This is a genomic window from Cerasicoccus sp. TK19100 (assembly GCF_027257155.1).
In the GTDB taxonomy this organism is placed as follows: domain Bacteria; phylum Verrucomicrobiota; class Verrucomicrobiia; order Opitutales; family Cerasicoccaceae; genus Cerasicoccus; species Cerasicoccus fimbriatus.
Map to the genome: position 1 here is coordinate 293193 of NZ_JAPWDU010000002.1, position 19335 is coordinate 312527.

At 58.4% G+C, this 19335-nt stretch carries 23 protein-coding genes; 7 read left to right on the forward strand and 16 right to left on the reverse strand.

Features of this window, described 5'->3' with window-relative positions:
- Positions 1-23 precede the first annotated feature (23 nt).
- The 12 genes from O3S85_RS04710 to O3S85_RS04765 form a co-directional block, all read right to left on the reverse strand.
- A complete protein-coding gene (locus tag O3S85_RS04710) occupies positions 24-1571 on the reverse strand; it encodes an NAD(P)H-hydrate dehydratase (protein WP_269538201.1) in 1548 nt (515 codons plus the stop codon).
- A complete protein-coding gene (gene acpS / locus O3S85_RS04715) occupies positions 1568-1987 on the reverse strand; it encodes a holo-ACP synthase (RefSeq protein ID WP_269538203.1) in 420 nt (139 codons plus the stop codon). Before acpS ends, O3S85_RS04710 begins: the two co-directional genes overlap by 4 nt.
- Entirely contained in the window at positions 1987-2751 is a 765-nt protein-coding gene (locus tag O3S85_RS04720; RefSeq protein WP_269538205.1) for a pyridoxine 5'-phosphate synthase, read from the reverse strand. Before O3S85_RS04720 ends, acpS begins: the two co-directional genes overlap by 1 nt.
- A gap of 52 nt (positions 2752-2803) precedes the next feature.
- Positions 2804-3559 (reverse strand): ribonuclease HII, encoded by a 756-nt coding sequence (locus O3S85_RS04725; RefSeq protein WP_269538208.1) that lies wholly within the window; start codon positions 3557-3559, stop codon positions 2804-2806.
- A 9-nt stretch (positions 3560-3568) separates the two neighbouring features.
- Positions 3569-4618: a GTP 3',8-cyclase MoaA gene (gene moaA, locus O3S85_RS04730; protein WP_269538211.1), complete on the reverse strand. Its 1050-nt coding sequence runs from the start codon at positions 4616-4618 to the stop codon at positions 3569-3571.
- Complete coding sequence (locus tag O3S85_RS04735) at positions 4618-5073, reverse strand: molybdenum cofactor biosynthesis protein MoaE (protein WP_269538212.1); 456 nt, start codon at positions 5071-5073, stop codon at positions 4618-4620. The genes moaA and O3S85_RS04735 overlap by 1 nt, the downstream gene beginning before the upstream one ends.
- Positions 5074-5077: 4 nt before the next feature.
- The gene (locus O3S85_RS04740; protein WP_269538213.1) at positions 5078-5320 is read right to left on the reverse strand and encodes a MoaD/ThiS family protein; all 243 of its coding nucleotides are present in this window, start codon (positions 5318-5320) and stop codon (positions 5078-5080) included.
- On the reverse strand, positions 5317-5934 hold the full coding sequence (gene mobA / locus O3S85_RS04745) for a molybdenum cofactor guanylyltransferase (protein ID WP_269538215.1): 618 nt from the start codon (positions 5932-5934) through the stop codon (positions 5317-5319). Before mobA ends, O3S85_RS04740 begins: the two co-directional genes overlap by 4 nt.
- Positions 5927-6412 carry a cyclic pyranopterin monophosphate synthase MoaC gene (gene moaC / locus O3S85_RS04750; RefSeq protein WP_269538217.1) on the reverse strand — a complete coding sequence of 162 codons (486 nt, stop codon included), beginning with the start codon at positions 6410-6412 and terminating at the stop codon, positions 5927-5929. The genes mobA and moaC overlap by 8 nt, the downstream gene beginning before the upstream one ends.
- Positions 6409-7608 (reverse strand): molybdopterin molybdotransferase MoeA, encoded by a 1200-nt coding sequence (locus O3S85_RS04755; protein ID WP_269538609.1) that lies wholly within the window; start codon positions 7606-7608, stop codon positions 6409-6411. Before O3S85_RS04755 ends, moaC begins: the two co-directional genes overlap by 4 nt.
- A complete protein-coding gene (locus tag O3S85_RS04760; protein WP_269538611.1) occupies positions 7605-8105 on the reverse strand; it encodes an MOSC domain-containing protein in 501 nt (166 codons plus the stop codon). The genes O3S85_RS04755 and O3S85_RS04760 overlap by 4 nt, the downstream gene beginning before the upstream one ends.
- 99 nt (positions 8106-8204) lie before the next feature.
- Positions 8205-9515, reverse strand: a complete 1311-nt coding sequence (locus O3S85_RS04765) for an alginate export family protein (RefSeq protein ID WP_269538612.1) — start codon at positions 9513-9515, stop codon at positions 8205-8207.
- A 327-nt stretch (positions 9516-9842) separates the two neighbouring features.
- On the opposite strand from O3S85_RS04765, the gene O3S85_RS04770 reads away from it, so the two are divergent.
- On the forward strand, positions 9843-10610 hold the full coding sequence (locus O3S85_RS04770) for an exodeoxyribonuclease III (protein ID WP_269538613.1): 768 nt from the start codon (positions 9843-9845) through the stop codon (positions 10608-10610).
- Positions 10611-10616: 6 nt separating this feature from the next.
- Here the strand turns inward: O3S85_RS04770 and O3S85_RS04775 are convergent, their stop codons facing one another.
- From O3S85_RS04775 to O3S85_RS04785, 3 genes are read right to left on the reverse strand one after another with little or no spacing between them, the layout of a single operon-like run.
- Entirely contained in the window at positions 10617-11258 is a 642-nt protein-coding gene (locus O3S85_RS04775) for a PqiC family protein (protein WP_269538614.1), read from the reverse strand.
- 9 nt (positions 11259-11267) lie between these two features.
- Complete coding sequence (locus O3S85_RS04780) at positions 11268-12272, reverse strand: MlaD family protein (RefSeq protein ID WP_269538616.1); 1005 nt, start codon at positions 12270-12272, stop codon at positions 11268-11270.
- A 58-nt stretch (positions 12273-12330) separates the two neighbouring features.
- Complete coding sequence (locus O3S85_RS04785; RefSeq protein WP_269538618.1) at positions 12331-13116, reverse strand: ABC transporter ATP-binding protein; 786 nt, start codon at positions 13114-13116, stop codon at positions 12331-12333.
- 79 nt (positions 13117-13195) lie between these two features.
- Between O3S85_RS04785 and O3S85_RS04790 the strand changes: the two genes are divergently transcribed.
- The 6 genes from O3S85_RS04790 to lipA all read left to right on the forward strand — a co-directional run bounded on the left by O3S85_RS04790 (position 13196) and on the right by lipA (position 18359).
- Entirely contained in the window at positions 13196-13558 is a 363-nt protein-coding gene (locus O3S85_RS04790) for a lycopene cyclase domain-containing protein (RefSeq protein WP_269538619.1), read from the forward strand.
- Between the two features lie 137 nt (positions 13559-13695).
- On the forward strand, positions 13696-15024 hold the full coding sequence (locus O3S85_RS04795) for a hypothetical protein (RefSeq protein WP_269538621.1): 1329 nt from the start codon (positions 13696-13698) through the stop codon (positions 15022-15024).
- On the forward strand, positions 15021-15830 hold the full coding sequence (locus O3S85_RS04800; RefSeq protein WP_269538623.1) for a type II secretion system protein: 810 nt from the start codon (positions 15021-15023) through the stop codon (positions 15828-15830). Before O3S85_RS04795 ends, O3S85_RS04800 begins: the two co-directional genes overlap by 4 nt.
- Positions 15831-16033: 203 nt before the next feature.
- Entirely contained in the window at positions 16034-16453 is a 420-nt protein-coding gene (locus O3S85_RS04805; RefSeq protein WP_269538624.1) for a DUF5069 domain-containing protein, read from the forward strand.
- Positions 16450-17091 (forward strand): lipoyl(octanoyl) transferase LipB, encoded by a 642-nt coding sequence (gene lipB / locus O3S85_RS04810; protein WP_269538626.1) that lies wholly within the window; start codon positions 16450-16452, stop codon positions 17089-17091. The genes O3S85_RS04805 and lipB overlap by 4 nt, the downstream gene beginning before the upstream one ends.
- A 368-nt stretch (positions 17092-17459) precedes the next feature.
- A complete protein-coding gene (lipA, locus tag O3S85_RS04815; RefSeq protein ID WP_269538627.1) occupies positions 17460-18359 on the forward strand; it encodes a lipoyl synthase in 900 nt (299 codons plus the stop codon).
- A 132-nt stretch (positions 18360-18491) separates the two neighbouring features.
- On the opposite strand, the gene O3S85_RS04820 is transcribed toward lipA, so the two are convergent.
- Positions 18492-19334 (reverse strand): aldo/keto reductase, encoded by an 843-nt coding sequence (locus O3S85_RS04820; RefSeq protein WP_269538628.1) that lies wholly within the window; start codon positions 19332-19334, stop codon positions 18492-18494.
- Between the last annotated feature and the right edge of the window lies 1 nt (position 19335).

The following is a 19335-nucleotide window of genomic DNA, read 5'->3' on the forward strand; positions in this document are numbered from 1 at the left end:
TGTATCATTTCGAGATTTGCCGTCTATGCCAAACGTAAAACCGTGGATAAATACGGCAGCAAATCCGTGGTCGCCACCGAAACGGCACCACGCTCGCGGGCCAACAAATCCGCCGCCATACCGTGCCAAACGACGCCTGCGCTCGCCGCATGAAACGCCTCTTTGGGCATTTGCGCGAGCAGGCCGCCAATGAGGCCGCTTAAAATATCGCCACTACCCCCACGCGCCAACACCGGTCCACCAAATGGCGAGGCGTGGACGAAACGACCGTCGGTGACCCGTGTCATGGGCCCCTTGTAAACCGCAATCAAGTCGTGCTTGTGTGCATACCAGGTGAGCGCCTCGCGATCGTAATTCGCACTGTCGCTTTCGCTGAGACGCTTGAACTCGCCTGCGTGCGGCGTGATGATCGAGGCACCTTTATTAGGCCCACGTTCGGCGACAATATCGAGCACCGAGGGAAACAGCGCATCGGCATCCAGCACGATCGGCGTTTGTGCCTCCGCGACAATTTCCTCGATAAGTTTGCGGGTTTCCAGCTCGTGCCCCAGGCCGGAGCCAATGAGCAAGGCGTTGGCGCGGGGCAACTTTTCCCGTAGCAAATGCCAGCCCTCCAGCGCGAGTCCGCCGTCCGGCGTTTCCGGCCACGGCACCCACATGACCTCTGGCAGTTGCGCGGCCAATTGCGCCGCCACGCTTTCCGGAGCAAATGCTGTAACCAACCCTGCTCCACTACGCAGCGCCGCCATGGCGTTCATCAGCAAGGCCCCGGGCATCGAACGCGAACCGGCCACGATAAACAAATGCCCGTAGCTGCGCTTGTCGGAAACCGCGGGCCGCCAGTTGCGAAGCCTCGCCAGCACGTCCGGGGTCAGTACCTCTTCGCCGCTTTGCTGCGGGCCAGCGTAGAGTTCGTCAAAAAAGCCAATATCGAGATAGCGCAAGCGGCCGACTTTGTTCGCGTGCTGTGGCTCGATGGCCGGTGTTTTCAAAATGCCGGTTGCGTAGGTGAAGTCAGCCTGAAACGCATCGGGGTCGCCGAGGCCACTGGGCAGATCGACCGCCACACGAAACCGAATCGTCGGGTGCGCATTGACCGCCGAAAGCAGTTGCTTGGCGCTGTCTCGCAGTGGCGGTTTGAACTGCATGCCGAGCAGTCCATCGATGCAGATTTCGAAATCCAGATTGGCAATTTTGAGCTGGGTGACGACTTGCGCCTTACCGCCAGACTCCAGCGCATCCCAGGCGCGGCGCGTCAGCGTGCGACAGTCCTTCTTTTCCACCAGCGGTAAAATGTGAATTTCCGCTTCGGGCCGGAGGTGCTTAATTTCATCTGCCGCCAGGAGTGCGTCGCCCCCGTTGTGCCCCTTGCCGACCAACACGAGAATGCGCGGCTTGCGGTGCGCCCGCGAATGCATGTGCGCGACTTCGCAAAAATCGTCCAACGCGGCGCGCCCCAGCGAACGGCCGGCTTTGTTCATCGCGGTCCACTCCGCCTCGCGACCAGTCAGTAGGCGCTTCTCGAAGTCCACCGATTCCTGGCAGGTTAAAATGGGATGGGCGTAAATCATAAATGCTTGGTGCCGCCAACGATCACGGCGAAGGCCATGGCCTGCGTGCTGGTATGCGTCAACGAGAGTAAGACCTCGGCCCCGCCAACTTTGCGAAGCAAAGTAAGACCTAGTTCATCAAGCACGGCGATCGGCTGCCCTTGCGGGCCTTTCTCGACGCTCAGGGACAGCAGGCCAAAGTCTTTGCCTATGCCGCAGCCGAAGGCTTTCGATACCGCCTCCTTTGCGGCAAAGCGCGCTGAGAGCGAGGGATATGGATTGCGCATGGCCATGCAGTATTCCTGCTCGGCCGCGCTGAAGATTTTCTCCAGGCAACGCTCACCGTGGCGCTCATGCATGTCGCGCATGCGCTCGATATCGACTAAATCACAGCCGATGCCGATCACGGGGCCACGTATGCGCGAGGGGTCAACCATTAGCGATAGACCCCGTTCATCAGCGCCTTCATCTCGCGCACGGCTTCATCGACGCCCACAAACAGCGAACGGCTGACGATGCTATGGCCGATGTTCATCTCGTGCACCCACGGAATTTCGCGCGCGTGCTTGATGTTGGCGTAGTTAATGCCGTGGCCGGCGTTGACCTTTAAACCTGCCTCATGAGCGCGGACAGCACCATGCTTGAGCTTGTCCAGCTCTTGCTCCATGTCCGGGCCATAATAGGCGTTCGCGAATGCACCGGTGTGCAGCTCCACGTATTCCGCACCGAGCTCGGCGGAGGCGTCGATCTGGGCAAAATCCGGGTCAATGAAAAGACTGGTCGCAATGCCGTTTTCCTTCATCGCGGAGATTACGGATGCCACTCGGCTACGATGGGTAACGATGTCCAGCCCGCCTTCGGTGGTGACTTCTTCGCGGCTCTCCGGCACGAGCAAAACCGTGGCCGGCTTGACCTCCAGAGCGACTTTCACCATCTCATCCGTGGCGGCCATTTCCAGGTTCATCGGAACCTGAATCATCTCGATCATGCGGTAAACATCGCTGTCTTGAATGTGGCGGCGGTCTTCGCGCAAATGCAGGGTAATGGCGTCCGCGCCAGCGCGTTGTGCAGCCAGGGCGTAGTCGACGGGATCGGGCTCGACCATGCGGCCGCGGTCGAGTGGATTCTCGCGGTAGCGGGCTTGGCGCACCGTGGCGCTGTGGTCGATATTGACGCCCAGAAGGATGTGTTGGGAACTCATGTAAAATCGGGTTTAGGCGATGTTTTACGGCATCACCCAAGCTGAGCAAAGACTAAAACAACTCGGTCTGCGTCGCGTTGTTTTTTGGCAATTCCAACTTGCGCAGAAAAAGCGAACGATGATGCGGGGACGGCCCATGCTCACGCAGCGCAGCCAAGTGCCTCGGCGCGCCGTAGCCCTTGTGCTGATCAAAGCCGTAACGCGAATCCTCTTGATGCAGGTCAACGATCATACGATCCCGCGTAACTTTGGCAAAGATCGACGCCATGGCAATTGCCAGGCTTTTACCGTCGCCCCCGACCACTGCTTCGTGCCGCCAGCGAAAGGGCTTCAGCGGTTTGCCGTCGACCAAGACTTGCGGCAAGCGTTGCATACTCGCCGCGCCGTTGAGTAGTTCGCCATGCTCGTCGTCGAAAGTCTGTAGCTCCATTTGCAGAGCCTCCAACGCACGGCCCATCGCCAAGCGCGTTGCCCCCAGGATGTTCAATTCCTCGATCTCGGCGACGCTGCCAATGCCGGGAAACACGCGCACCCACCCCTGCTCCATCCAATCGGCGATGAGGGCAAACTGCTCGTCGCGCTGCGCGGCCTTGAGCTGCTTGGAGTCGTTGATCGCCTTGCTCTGTCGCTTGAAGGCAGCGTTCTCGTAAGTGTCCGTGGATATCAACGCAACGGCGGCGACCACCGGTCCGGCCAAGGCACCGCGCCCGGCCTCATCGACGCCAATGATCGCAGGGCGCTGGCTCGTACGCAACTGCTGACGGTCGAACCGCCACAAGGGGTGCCCTTTGCGAACCGTGTTTGCCATTGCCAATCGTTAACCGCCCAGGCGCCACATTTCTTCGGGCACGTCCTGAGCGTTGGTGCGTGGCGTGAGCTGCCGTGTTTCGGAGTAGTTGTCCTTGCGATGTAGCCAGATGTCGCGCAGCAGTGCGGGGAAATCCTCGCGCTGAATGGCCGCCCGGAGCGGAATGCCCTTGGTCGCGAACAGGCACGTGAAAAGCTCGCCCTCCGCCGATACCCGGGCACGCGTGCAATCGCCGCAAAACGGACGGCTGATCGACTCGATAAAACCGACTTCCAGGCCATTGTCTGCGTAGCGGTAGCGACGCGCCACTTCGCCGTAGGTCACCGGTTTTTCTGGCGTGAGTTCGCTGATCGTGCCAAGCCTTTCACGGATTTCCTGGCCGGTAATCACGTCGTCTCGGCTCCATCCGTTACTCGAACCGACGTCCATGTATTCGATGTAGCGCAGGACCATGCCGCGATCGCGGGCCGCTTGGGCCAGCGGTAAAATTTCCCCATCGTTGACCCCGCGCTTGATCACGGCATTGAGCTTTACGCCGAGCCCTACTTCGCGCGCCGTCTCCGCGGCATCGAGCACATCCTGCGGCGAGAAAGGTCGGCCAGCCATGCGCTCGGCAGCATCAGGGTTGATCGCATCGAGGCTGATGTTTACGCGGTCGAGGCCCGCGTCATGCAGCTCTTTGGCCATTCGCTTTAAGCGCAACGCATTGGTCGTTAAGGCCAGATCGACGTCGGGATTCTGCTCGCGCAAGCGCGCCACGAAATCCGCAATTCCCGGACGCAACAGCGGCTCGCCGCCCGTGAGGCGAATCTTCTCCACGCCCAGCCCGATGAAGGCATTGGCGACGCGCTCCAGCTCGTCAAACGAGAGCAATTCGTTCAGCGACTTGAAACGGAAGTTTTCGCCAAACAACGACTCCGGCAGGCAATACTGGCAGCGCAAGTTACAGCGGTCGATGACCGACAAGCGCAGGTCGCGCAACAGGCGTCCCCGGGCGTCAGCGGTGTTTTTCCGCGAGGCCTGGGCTTTCCCTGCAAACTGTTGGGCTGTGGCCAGCATTAGTGATGATGCGCTTTCTCCGGATGGCGGTGGTCGCAATGGCAGGCGGTGGGGTCCACCCATTCGTCCCTGCCGTCAGTGTAAAATTCATGCTTCCATACGGGCACCGTCGCCTTGATTTCATCGATGATAAACCGGCACGCCTCGAAAGCCTGATCGCGGTGGACCGAGCAAACACCGACCCACACCGCCATGTCGCCCGGGCTCAAATTGCCAATGCGATGTTCCGCGCGGGCATCAAGCAGGTCGTATTGCTTGCAGGCTGCGGCCAGCACCTCCGCGCCTTGCTTGGTGGCTAAATTCGCGTAGGCCTGATACTCCAAGCGAATCACACCGCGGCCCAAATGATGGTCGCGCACCCAACCTTCAAAACAGCAGAAACCACCGGCGTCCACGCGTAAAAGCGAGGCCCGCAGTTGCTGTTCATTGATTGGGTTTTCGGTTAGCGTAAACATCGAATTAACCTCCGGACATGGGCGGCATTATTGCGAGAACATCGCCATCGTCAAACGGTTCGTCCACCCCGCAAAATGAGTCGTTGCGCGCAAAACGGACCTTCTCCTGAGGGAGCGCCCAGCCGTAGCGGTGCTTCAGCTCTGCGAACAAACTGCCCACCGAAGCAGCGTCCGAAGTAAGGCGTTCCTCACTGCGTCCGGCCTGCGCGCCTAATTGGGCAAAGTATAGCAGAGTGATTTGTTTCACGTGGTTTGCAGATGTTGGTCGAGGGTTTGTAGGCGCTCAAATTCCTCGGGTGTATTGGCGTTTTCCAAGGCGTGCGGATTGGGTAATTGAATGAGCTTCGCCATCTCTCCGGCCTGGATTAAAATCTTGCGCGGGCAGCGTCGGTCATCGGCAAATGCCTGCTCGAAATGCGCCTTGGCGGCGGGCTCGTAAATCGCGCACATCGGCTCGGGCAAACTATCATTCGCGCTGTGAAAAGCAGTGGCAATGCGCGTGGGATCGCGCTGTTCCACCAGGCATTGCAGCGTCGCCAAATCGAGCAAAGGCAGGTCGCAGGCAACGACCAGTAATGCGCTGTCCGGATGCTTAGTCCAAGCGCTGAGCCAGCCTGCCAACGGCCCGGCGTCGGTTAGCGCGTCCGGGACACTCGTGAATTGACCGGCATCGAATTTGGGCAGCGATTGTTCGGCCCGATGCGAAACGAGTACGGGCATACCTGCCTGTTGCAGGAGCTTGGCCTGCCGCAGCCAGAGCGGTCGACCGCGCCAAGCGAGGCTGGCCTTATCGCGCCCCATGCGGCGACTTTGGCCCCCGGCCAGAACGAGGCCGAGCAATGTTGGCATCGCGTCAGGCATTGGCTTGGAAATCCTGTTTGCCGCCGGTTTTGGAAAGCAGTCGTGTTTGGCGAATTTCGATGCCGTGCCCAAGCGCCTTGGACATGTCGTAAATCGTGAGCGCGGCGGCTGAGGCCCCGGTCAGCGCCTCCATCTCCACGCCCGTGCGCGCCGTGGTCTTGACGCGGCATTGCACGATCAGCTGTGGCTCGGTGTCGCTGGGCTCGATGTTAATCTTGCAGCCGTCGATCGGCAGCGGATGGCAAAACGGAATCCACTGGCTGGTCTGCTTGACCCCCATGACGCCGGCTACGCGCGCTACGTCGAGCAGCGCGCCCTTCTTGGTGGTGTAGCCGTTTTCGCGCAGGTGCGCCCAGGCGTCCGGCGGGAACACGACAATGGCTTCCGCCAACGCTTCGCGCACGGTCACGGCTTTTTCGCTTACGTCGACCATCGTCGGACGGGCGGACTCATCAATGTGGGTTAGGCTTTTGCTCATTTGGACCAAGAATAGAATGGCGCGACGTGGCCCGCTGTCCACCGCGAAGACGCCGCATCGAGTTCAACAAAACCATCCGCCGCGCAGAGTCTAGCGTAGTCGCCGGAATTATTGACGGGCGTGGGCTGAGCCGTTCCATCGGCAAGAATTTTGACGGGCAGAAACCACGTCAACGGCGGGTTGAAATGCACGTCCTCGCTCAGCGCGGCTTCGGCAACTGGCAACACCTGCCCCTCGCGTCGCTTGAGAAATGGGATGACATAGCGATGCAGCCCAACGAGCGCCGAGACCGGGTTACCCGGCAGCGCGAAAATCGTTTTGCCGTCGGCCGTGCGCCACATGCCCATGGGCTTGCCGGGGCGCTGCTTGACGCCATGAAAAATGCACTCGCCCTCTTCATCGAGCGCTTCGGGTATCCAGTCGCGCTGCCCCTTGGAGACAGCACCCGCGATCACGATAACGTCGTTTTGATCAAGCAACTCACGCAGCCGGGCCATACCCGCTTCGGCATCATCAGCCCAGTGGTCGATCTGCCCCACGTGAAACCGCGCCATACCGAGTGCCGACTCCATAGCCACGGCGTTCGAGGCACGAATCTGGTGCGGCAAGGGCTTCGCATCCACTGGCACAAGCTCATCACCCGTGCCAACCACCGCAATGCGCGGCCGGACGGAGACCAAGACTTCGGCATAACCGCAGGAGGCGGCGACACCGAGCTCCGCCGGACCGAGGATGCAACCTTGCCCGACGAGCACACTGCCCTCGCAATAGTCCGAGCCAAAGCGGTGTATGTATTGGCCCAACTCGACATCGCTCGGATCCACGATGATAAAGGCATCGTCCGTGCGCTCGGTTGCCTCGTAAGGAATAACCGTATCGGCACCCTCTGGCAGGACGGCACCGGTCATGATCTCGACCGCAGAGCCAGGCGCATCGGACAGCGCATCTGGTGCATCGCCGGCCATCATTTGAGCGGTTACGGTGAATTGCGCGCCGCTACTGGCGAGGTCTGCAAAACGGATCGCATAGCCGTCCATCATCACGCGATCAAAGGGCGGCAATGGACGGTCGGCGTACAGGTCTTCCCGTAAAATGCGACCGGCGGCCTTGCCCAGCGGACATTTAATCGCAGGCACGTCATCCCGGATGTGAGCGATCAGGCGGTCGGCTTCGTGGACTGATATCAGCGGCTTCAATCGAGCACCTCCAACTGGCAATCACCGACTGAAAGCAGGCCGGACTCAACGATACGGCAGCGCAGGCCGCCCCGCCCTTTCAACCATTCGTGAGCACCCGGCGCAATGGCTTCATCCATCCAATAGCACGGGCTGCACTCCTCACTGCCGGTCAGGATGACTTCGCCCAGTCGGAATTTGCGGCCGATCAGTTCGTTTAAATCAATGCCGCTGGTAACGACGTTGCGGCGAAAAAGCGAGTGGTCTATTTCGGCCAAATTGAGCGCCTCACGGAGCCCGCTGGCAACGGTGTCGTCAAAGAGTGTCATCTGGCCTTTGTAGTCAGGTTTGTGGTCGTAAAAACGGTCGTCCACGATGCCGCGGCCCGCATCGCATTGCACGGACTCCATCGGCACGAGTCCATTATGTTCTCTGCCCTTGCCATGGCGTCCGTAGAAGTCGTGCCCGGGAGAAATCCAGATGCCGAGTATGCGAACCGTTGTTCGATCAACAATCATTGGTTAATTATCAAAGCGCGCTTGGATTGAATCAATCAAAGAAAAGCTGCCGGGGCAATCGTCCACCGGCAGCCTTATCTAACCTTAACAAACGATATCCTATAGCTTGAAATCGAGTTGAACCCAGACCTTGGTGGTGTCGTTGCCAAACGGGTTCGTGGGAGACAGACCGCCATGGCCGTCATAGTAAGCAAACTTGACCATTGCTGAGAGGTTCTCGGTGATCGGGCGCTTCAGGCCGATGTCAATTTCCTTACCCAGCGTGTTGCTGTTGTCTTCGTTGGTGAAGTAGTGAAAGGCACCGAATAGGCCGACCTTGTAGGGCAACTTGGCATTGTAATAGAGGTAGAAGTCGCGCAGACCGGCATTGGGGGTCGTGAGGAAGCGGTCAGCCCAACCATTGAACTTGTGCAGCGTCGCGAGCGGAGTTTGGAAACCGCGGGTCGTGCCGTTGCCGCCGAGGCTTTCAAAACCAAAGCCTGCTTCGTAGCCGTCGTAGTCGAGGCCGAGCTTCATGTGCCAGTAATTCAGGAAGAAATCAATGCCGGTAACGGAAGCCTGATTCTCAGTCTGGAAGGCGTATTCGGCGCGGAACGGCATGGACAGCTCGTCAGTCAGCTTCGGCTTGCCCGTGTAGTAAAGGCCGAAGGTATTACCGGATGCCGCCGCGGCTCCATCGAGGTCCACGTAGTAGAAATATGCGGCGAGCTTACCGTAAGGCAGGCCATCGTAGTGGACGTTGACAAAGTGGTTATTAGCGTCGAAACGCTCCTGGTTGGCCACCGGCGCATACACACCGAAAATGCGGTTAACGCGCCAGTCCCAGGCATAGGACAACCAGGTGTCTTTGATGATTTCCGTTTCAAATCGGATTGCGTCGAAGGTCTGCTCGTTTTGGCGCCAGGCAACCGCACCGACATAGCGTTGGTTGTCCAGATTGATCTCTTGGCGACCAACTTTGAAGCCGCTGTTCCAGCCTTCGTAGCCGAAGAAGAGTTGATTGAGCTCGTTGTTGCGCGGATCGGGGATCAGAGACTTGTTAGCGGTTGCTGATGGAAAGGCCTGGTAGTCCGAGTAGTTGATCGCCCAGGTGTTTTCATACTCACCGAGCAAATACATGCCGTAAAGTTTCGGCGTCTCGTAGCCGATGCGGGTGCGCAGGGTCAGTGCATTGGAGGACTGCAGACCGCCTTGGAAATCCGCGTATTCATACCGCAGGCGTTGATTAAAGAGAATGCGGCCCTGTGTCGCCGGTTCGCCCAGGTAGCCGAGCACTTCCTGGCCGAGCTCGGTGTTGGGCTTTGCGTTTTCCCACTTGGCCGGAGCTTCGCCGAAGTCGATGATATCAGCCGGGAGAAGGCTTGCACTGACCATGGTCAACGCAGAGAGATGTTTCAGTATGTGTTTCATGTTAGTTAGCAATAAACCAATTGTTCAAAATTGAGTTTCGCATGCCATTTTAGCGCACAGTATGCCAACGACATCCAATGTTCTATTTATGGCAGTGATTAATTATAATCGCTTTCATGAACACGATTCATACTTAGCCCATTACTATGCAGCCCTCGAATTAACCGGATTTGGACGCATTTTACGCAGCCGTTTCTGACGTTTAGTCGGATAAATGAGTCTGGCTCATCCTGTAAATGAATGCCTTCACTCAAATTTTACCGCCTTTATCTTTTGCATTTACGCGCGAATGTGAGATTGCTTGGTCAACTTTGATCATTCCCCGACATGAGTAATACCATCGAAATCATCTCCTGGAACGTAAACGGACTGCGGGCCGTGTTGAAGAAAGGCTTCCTCGACTTTGTCGAACAGCAGCAGCCGGACATCATCTGCTTGCAGGAAATCAAGGCCAGCGAGCACCAGATCCCCAAACTGGAGATGCCCTTCGCACAGCAGTGCTACCACAGCGCCGACAAGGCCGGCTACTCCGGGACGGCCACGTTTTCCAAGTTTCCGATCCTGAATAACACCACCGGCCTGCCCGAACACCCGGCCGAGGGGCGCATCCTGACCACCGAACACGAGTCATTTTACCTGATCAATGTGTACGTGCCCAATTCGCAGGATGAGCTGCGCCGTCTGCCCTATCGTACGATGGAGTTCGACCCCGATTTTCGCGCGTACATCCAAGAGCTCGACGCAAAAAAGCCCGTTATCGTGTGCGGTGATTTCAATGTGGCCCACGAAGAGATCGACATCGCACGCCCGAAAGCCAACCGCCGCACCGCTGGCTTTACCGATGAAGAGCGCGAGCAATTTACACAGCACCTCGGTATCGGGCTGGTGGATATCTTCCGTGAGCAGCACCCGGATGAGCCCGACCACTACACTTGGTGGAGCTATCGCGGCGGAGCCCGTGGACGCAATGTCGGCTGGAGAATTGACTACTTCCTCGTCTCGGAGCGCCTCGTGCCCAAGGTGAAGAAGACCGAAATCCTCAGCAGCGTCATGGGCAGCGACCACTGCCCAATCTCGATGACGCTAGAGGTCTAGAGAACGCTACTCAGCCTGCTTCGAGCCGTATTCCTGGTCAACCTTGGCGAGGCTTTCGGCGGCCTCCTTGGAAAATTGCTCAAGCGTATTGCTGAGCGCATTTACCGCGCTACTTGTCGTAAGGCGCTGGCCGGTGGAATCTGTAAAGGTGGCTTCGTTGATCAGGTAGGTCTCCTGGTTTTTGCGGTCGGCAATACGGTAGATCACACTGAGCACCGCGACGCCTTGCTCATTGGCAGCGAAATCCGTCACCACCGTGCTCAGCATGTATTTGCGGGGAAATGGCTGCATCCACGGGAACGCTGCAACCTTGCCCGGCCCCATGAGCTGGGTGAGATTTTGGCGGGTTACGCGGGTAATGCCAGCACCGATCGGCTCGGCCCAGCGCGCAAATTCATTGAACTCGACTTCGTTCGCATTGACGCGATAGGCCATTTGCGGACGGTCGATGTATTGCGGGATTTCAATCTGCGCCACCCCGACGTCTGGTGGGTTGCCGTTAAAAATGGGCAGCGGCTCAGTCGACTGCGGCAAGGCGGTCAGCACGTAGAATTTGGAGGGCGTTGATGTCTTGCCCAGGCTGCAACCGGTCAAGAGCGCAACGAGGCAAATGCTCACGGCGGAAAAAAGGATCTTAGCAAGTTTCATAGTCATCGATTAATTTTCCTGCTTACCAGTGAGGATGGAGCTCGGGTTTTGCTCCAAATAATCCAGCAAGACCCGCAGCGAGCGCATGGCACCGCCAAACTCAGACAACGCAGCATTGATCTCGTATCTGAGCTGAGAATCCGGGGCGAGCATGCTGTCCGCATCATTGGCCAGCACACTGATATCGTTGAGCGTTTTGCGGGCGCTATCGAGCGTGACGCGGATATCCTTCACCAATTCGGACATATCGCCGTCCAGGTTATTGATCAAGGTCTGCATGTCCGTCAGCGTCTTGTCCAGGCTGGCAAATGCCTTCTTCAGGTCCTTGTTTTCAGCCAGTTCTTCGATGGACTTCAGAGTCGCCTTCGTCTGATCACTGATGCCCTTGAAGTCGACTTGGCCAATGCCGCGATCCAGCTTAGCCAGCGTATCGTTCAGCTTAATGCCCAGTCCGCGGAAATCGATTTGGGAAATCTGATTCACCATCGAAGACACCTTCTTGATGATTTCCGTGAGGCCGGATTGCAGCGTGGGGATTTCGAGGTATTCGTTCTCCAGGCCCGGCTGTTGGCGGAACACGGGCGGCGGTGCCGGATTTACGTAGTTCAATTCGACAAAGAGTAGGCCCGTCACAAAGCTCGCCTGCTGGAGACTGCCGCGCAGCCCCTGGTCAATTTGCTCTTTTAAAATATCCGGGTTACCCAGATCGACATCCACGCCCAGGCTCGTGCGCAAGCGGCTGACATCGATATCGATGATCACCGGAATGCTATCCGAGTCTTCCTTTTGGTTAAAGCGGATCAGGATGTCCTTCACCTGACCGATGGGCACGCCTTTGAACTTGACCGGTGCGCCAATCGCGAGGCCGTTCACCGAGTCGTCGAAATACAGCACGAACTCCGCCTGCTGCTTGAAGAAGTTACCCGAGCCAAACACCACGATCGCCGCGACTGCGAGCACGATGGCGGTGACTACGAATCCTCCGATTAGGGCCGGGTTGGCTTTCTTACTCATAGAAAGATAGATATGTAATTAACAGTCAGGCTTAGGTTGGCAAAGTTTTTCCTAATAATTATCCAATGTCAGTGGCGGCGCTCGCATCGAGCAGCTCACCGCGCATCAGGAAGTTGCGGACGGTTTCGTGCTCGCTGTGCTCACGCATTTGCACGGGGTTACCAACCTCCAGTTGGTAGCGGGTCTTGGCGTCGAGGAAGATCGCGCGGTCAGCAATCGCAAAGATGCTCGCCAGCTCGTGGGTAACCACGACAAAGGTCGCCCCCAGCGAGTCGCGCAGCTCCAGGATCAAGTCATCCAGCAAGCGCGAGCTAATCGGGTCGAGCCCGGCGGATGGCTCGTCAAAAAACAGGACATCCGGGTCCAGCGCCATTGCGCGGGCCAGTCCAGCGCGCTTACACATGCCGCCGGAGATTTCCGCCGGGTAAAAGTCTTCAAAGCCGCGCAGCCCGACCAGAGATAGCTTGTAGCTGGCGACTTCACGAATTTCCTTCGGCTTCAGGTTCGTGTATTCGCCCAGTGGCAGGCCGACGTTTTCGGCGAGCGTCATCGAGCTCCACAGCGCCCCACCCTGGTAAGTCACGCCAAAGCCCTTGAGCATCTCTTTTTTTACGTCGTCGTCTGCGGAGGTGAAGTTATTTCCGTCGTAGAAAATCTCTCCCCGCGCCGGCTCCTTGATCCCGATCAGGTGCTTCAGCAGCGTACTTTTACCACAGCCCGAACCGCCCATAATGATGAACACCTCGCCCTTATTGACCTCAAAATTGAGATCATTCATCACGGTAAAGCTTCCGTAAGCCATATCGAGATGTTCGACGCGTATCTTTGGTTCTTGGCTAGCCATAGCAACAGGTGGCGCAAAACATCGCGTTTAAACCCTTGCAAGGCAAGGTTTTTGATGAAGGAATTAGCACTGTAATTGCATGACCTACTGGGGCTACCACCTAATTTTCACCTTGCCGCTGATGTTCGCACTCATCGTGTGGAACCGCCACCTGCTGCGTCCAGCGCATTGGGTGTGTATGGCCGTAGTCTGCGGGGTGGCCTTTATCTTCACTACCCCGTGGGACAATTATGCGGTTTGGCTTGGCGTGTGGGGCTTCGGTGAGGGCGTAAGCCTGGGCTACCCGGCCGCAAGCATGGCCCAGAGCGAGGCGAACCCCGACGGCCTGACTTGGCTTGGCCACATACCCTTTGAGGAGTATTCGTTTTTCCTGATCGAATCCATCCTCGTCTGCCTCATTGCGGTGCGCTTCCTGCCGAAGCCCGACGATAAGCAGTCCTAATCGCGGCAATGCCCGAACTTGCAATCTAATGCGCGCTTCAGCCGCGCCAACGTTTCCCATTGACTCACCACCATGGAATGACGGATGCTCACTTAATGGCAAAACACTGCCAACTGGTCAAACGGCACACCGCTCCGATGCAGGCACGCTTCGCGCTGGCCGTGCTTTGCGCGGGCTTGGCGTCAGCAAAGGCTCAGCCCTACTCGGCACCGATGGCGGACAACGACAACCCCTACGATGCGCCGATCCCGGGCTTCGTCGGGCCCGGCGGCGAAGGGAAAGTCAACCTCGAGGGCTACGAGAACCCTAATGGCGAAACCTACGTCAATCCGATCTTCACTGCCTGGGCCAATCAGGTCATCGACTACTCCCCGGCGCTCGGCACCCACACCAATGGCGAAACCGTCGTCGATCCCTACTGGCAATACTCGGGCGAAATGCTGGGGCCGGTGACGGGTGATTTTATTTCCGTGGCGTCCTTGGGCGACCTCGACACCGCCGCGATTGAGGCCGATCTCGCTCCAGGCTCGGTGACGCTGCAGTTTGCCGAGCCGATCAGCGACTACACCGGCGCGGATTTCGTCGTCTTCGAAAACGGATACCTCCTGGCCAGCAGCACTGGCGGCAACATCTGGGCCGAATTGGCTTACGTGGAGGTCTCCAGCAACGGCATCGACTATGCGCGTTTCCCCAGCATTTCACTGACGGAAAATCCGGTCGGCCCGTATGGGGCGATCGATGCGACCAAGGTTTACAACCTCGCCGGCAAGCACGTTAATATTTACGGCGACTGCTGGGGCACACCTTTTGATCTCTCCGATCTTACCGACCACCCCCTGGTGCTCGTGGGCAAGGTCGACCTCGACGAGATTCTCCGCATCCGCTTGGTCGACATCCCCGGCAGCGGCGACTTTCTCGATAGCCTGGGCAATCCGATTTACGACGGCTGGGTCACCTGGGGTAGCGGGGGCGCGGACATCGAAGCCGTTGGTGCCATTGGCCAACCGGTCACGTATGAAATGTGGGACGCCGGCCGCGGCCTTGATCCCGATGCAGACCCCGACGGCGATGGCTGGAACAACGCGGCCGAGTACGCCTTTTTGCTCGATCCGGAAAAGGCTGACGGTGGCGACGTCACCCGCCTGGATATTGTCGATGGCGAGCTGGTGTTCTCCTTCCCACGCGACCAGCGTAACGCCAACACCAACATCAATTACCACATCTACGTGCAGGATGTGGCCGACGGCGAATCCTTTTCTCCGACCGGTTGGCGGTCCGCCGCGCAATTCGCGATGCTCAACTATGCCTCGCTGAACCCGGAATTTTGCGAGGGCTACACCACGGTTAATTTATCACCGCAGGCCAGCCTTGGCGTGCGCCAGCGGGTCCGCCTGACGCTCAAGCCAACGGAGGACAGCAGTATCCGCCGCTTCGTCCGTCTCAACGTGGAGTTCACTAACCCATGACCGACCGCCGCGCATTCACCCTTGTGGAACTGCTCGTCACGGTTGCCATCGTTGGCGTGCTGGCTGCGTTGTTAATCCCTGCCGTGGGCAAGGTTCGCTTTGCGGCGGACAAGTCTCAATCGACCAGTAACATTCGCCAACTCGCGGCGGCCAACCTGCTCTACGCCAACGACCACGGCAGCTTTTCGCCCAACGCCGACATCCGCGACACCACCCATTGGCACGGCAAGCGATCAGGGGGTAAGTTTGACGGAACCGGCGGATATTTAAGCCCATATCTTGATGGTGGCGCGGTCCGCGTTTGCCCGATTTTTGCAGACATGATGGCCCAAAACGGCGGCGACAGCTTCGACCTGGGCACCGGGGGCTACGGCTACAACGCCACCTACTACGGCGCGCGCCCGGACCAATGGGACGCAGCGATCCCCGCCGGGGCCTCGCGCGACTACACACCGCCGGGCAACCTCCCCGCCCGCATCACCGACCCGGCTAACACGGTCATGTTTACCTCGTCCGCTATCGTGCGCGGCGGTGGTGTCGTGGAGACGGGCACTTCCGCTCCCTATCATCATTTGCGCAATGGACGCCTCGGCGAACGCGCCACCCCCACCTGCCACTTCCGCTTCAACGGCGAGGCCCTCGTTGCCTGGGGCGACGGCCATGTTACCTTCGAGCTCCCCAACGACGCTTCGACCGACCAAAACGTTTACGGCGACAACAACACCCCGCACCAGGTTGGCTGGTTCGGCGACACCGATTGGAACGGCCCCTGGAACCCCCGCTCAGCCGAGCAGCTACCGTATTAATGGCGGATCGCGAATTTCCACATTCGCCTACTATCCAACTCAAACAGATTCGCCACCGATATCCCTGCGCGCATATATTTAGATCGATTATAAGCAAATGTGGAAATTTGCGATCCTCCACTCCACTGTGCTGACCAATCCGCAACACCGCTACTCCGTCACAAAAGATTGCCACGCGGTCGGCACGCGCCACAGTACCCACCATGAAACTTCCCGCTCCACGCGACGAACAATATGGCTGCATCTGGCTACCGCGCCTGCGCGAAAAGGCCCGCCTGTTTCTGGCAGAAGAATTACCCGCAGAATACTTGCGCGCCTTCTGTCTTCCACCCGCCGTCGACGGGCTGTTCCTCACTCATTTCAACACCAGCAAGGAAGCCTTTCTCACCGCCTGCACCTTGCCCGAAGATGCCTTCGAGGCGTGGTTCCTCACCCTGCAGGACAACAGCCCAGAGCACATCGCTGCGTGGAACGAAAGTGTCGTCAATTTCGGTCGCCCCGGCTACCCGATGGCCGAGCGCTTCCCTTGGGCTAAGGAAAATTTCTACCCGAACCTGGCCCACCTCGACCTGCAAACCGTCTTCGAAGCACTCGAATACGACGAAGGCATCCGGACGGAATGAGCATCGAAATCGAAGACTGGGGTCGCACGCGTTACGACGACGCCACCCAGCGCCAACTGGACCGCGTGCAGCAGCGCCGCAATGGTGAAATCGCCGACACGCTCATCTTCACCGAGCACGAGCCGGTATACACCATCGGCCGCCGCAAAGATGCGCGCCAAAACCTCCTCCTCGACGAAGCAGCCCTCGCCGAACGCGGCTTCGATCTTGCCGAAACCACCCGCGGCGGCGACATCACCTACCACGGCCCGGGCCAGCTCGTCGGCTACGCGATTTTATCGCTCGATGACCGCAAAGACCTCCACCGCTACCTGCGCGACATTGAGCAAGTCCTGATCAACGCCCTCGGCGTGCTAGGCCTTGCCGCCGCCCGCCGCGAAGGCAAGACGGGCATTTGGCTGGAAGACCGCAAAATCGCCGCCATCGGCATCGCCGTCACCCGCTGGATCAGCTACCACGGCTTCGCGCTCAATGTTGCGCCCGATCTCTCCCACTTCGCCGGCATCGTCCCCTGCGGTATCGCCACGACCGATGGCAGTGTCACGAGCCTACAAAAGGAACTTGGCGACCTCTGCCCCCCGATGGACGAAGTCAAAGCCGTCGTAGCTCGGGAGTTCGAGACGGTGTTTGGCGGGTAGGGACGGTTGCTTGGCGGAACGCGAACCTCAGGGTTCGCCTACAATCCAACCACTTCCCTTCGCCTCGCCACTTGCTCACCCAACGTGATGCGAACACAGAGGTTCGCGTTCCGCCACTCCAATTGATCGCGCAACTTTCGTGCTTCCCCAAAAGCCCCATTAGGCTTTTCCAAAACAACACTACTGTTGTTGCCACAACACCTAAGGCTTTGTTGCATCAACAACAGTGGTTGTGTTGAGCAAACAACAGTAGTGGCTTTTTAGAAAAAAAGCATAGGGCTTTTTTGAGCGAGACGGCGGCGATACGGTAAAAGGCCAGAAAACGGTTGAAATGCGGCGGGTTCTCTACGATTGTCTGACGATTCGATATGCAAGATTTATCGCGCAAACCTGATTGGCTCCGCGCCAAGCTCCCGAATGGCCCTGGTTACATGGCCACGCGCAAGAACGTGGACGAGCACGCGCTCCACACCGTATGCGAGTCCGCCAAATGCCCGAACATGGGCGAGTGCTGGAGCCGCGGCACCGCCACCGTTATGATTTTGGGCAACGTCTGCACGCGGGCCTGCACCTTCTGCAATATCCAGACCGGCCGTCCGCCCGAGCTCGACCTCGGCGAACCCGCCCGCGTGGCTGACAGCATCAAGAAGATGAACCTCAAGCACGTGGTCATCACCTCCGTGGCGCGCGACGACCTCAAGGACGGCGGTGCCAGCGTTTGGGCGGCCACGGTGCGCGCGGTGCACTATAAGTGCCCCGAGACCACGGTGGAAATTCTCCCCGCCGACTTCCGCGGCAAGGCCGAATACCTGGACATCGTTCTCGACGCCAAGCCCGACATTTTCAACCACAACATGGAGACCGTCGAACGCCTCCAGCGCCCGATCCGCAAGACCGCGCGCTACGACCGTTCGCTGTGGGTGCTGGAGCACGCCAAGAGCCGTAACTTCGTCACCAAAAGCGGCATCATGCTCGGCATTGGCGAGAAGGAGCACGAGGTGGAGCAGCTCCTGCGCGACCTCCGCGCGATCGACTGCAACATCCTGACCATCGGCCAGTACCTCCAGCCCACCAAAAAGCACGAGCCCATGGACCGCTGGGTCACCCCGGAGGAGTTTGCCCACTGGAAGCAATGGGCGCTGGACCTCGGCTTCGACGTCGTCGAAAGCGGCCCGCTGGTCCGCTCCAGCTACCACGCCGATGAGCAGGTGGATTTGTTTGGCCTGCTGGAAAAGCGTAAGGCGGAAAAAGCCGCTGCCAGCGCTTAAAGCTGCATAGCGGTATTTTTCTTAACCTCGGAGAGCACGGAGGAACGGAGATAATATTTATCCCGTGAAATCGGAACTCCGTCCCTCCGTGTCCTCCGTGGTTAAGAAAAATCTGAATGGCAGAGATGGTGACTAGTCGTCCCACTCCCAACTGACCCAATCCGGGTTGCCGACTCGACCGTCCTTGGGCAAATTCTCGATGGCGGCGCAGTCAATATCGTCGAGGGCGAAGTCCCAGATGTCGAAGTTCTCCGCGATGCGATTGGCGTTGCTGGAGCGCGGGAACGTGGCGACGTGGTCCTGCTCGATCAACCAACGCAGGGCAACCTGGCCGGTAGACTTTCCATACTTTTCAGCGATGGCTTGCACGGCTGGCTCGTCAAACATACGGCCTTTGGCTAGCGGACTCCAGGCGGTCAGCAGAATGTCGTTTTTGCGGCAAAGCTCGAGTAACGTATTCTGGCTGAGATACAGGTGATACTCCACTTGGTTGCAGAAAATGGGCGTTACTTGAAGCGCCTCCTTCATCATGGCAGCAGTATGGTTGCTTAGGCCAATGTGCTTAATGCGGCCTCTTTCCTTTTCCTTGGCCAACGCTTCTAGGGTCACCGCAAGGTCATATTCGGGGTTCGGCCAGTGGATGAGATACAGGTCCATGTAATCGAGCTTCAGCGCATCCAGACTATCAGCGACGGATTGCTCGACGGCGGCCGGAGACAGGTCATCCATCCACATTTTACTGGTCACGAAAAGGTCTTCACGCGGCAGTCCGGCGGCAGCAATCCCCTGCCCGACCTCGGCTTCGTTTTCATACATCCGCGCAGTGTCGAGGTGGCGGTAGCCGGTCTCGAGCGCCGTTTCCACGCACCGCTGGCACTCGTTACCAGTTAGCTGCCACGTGCCAAAACCGAGCGTTGGCACCGAGGTTCCTTGGATTACTTTTGTCTTCAGATTAGGGGCTATGCTTTCGCTCATG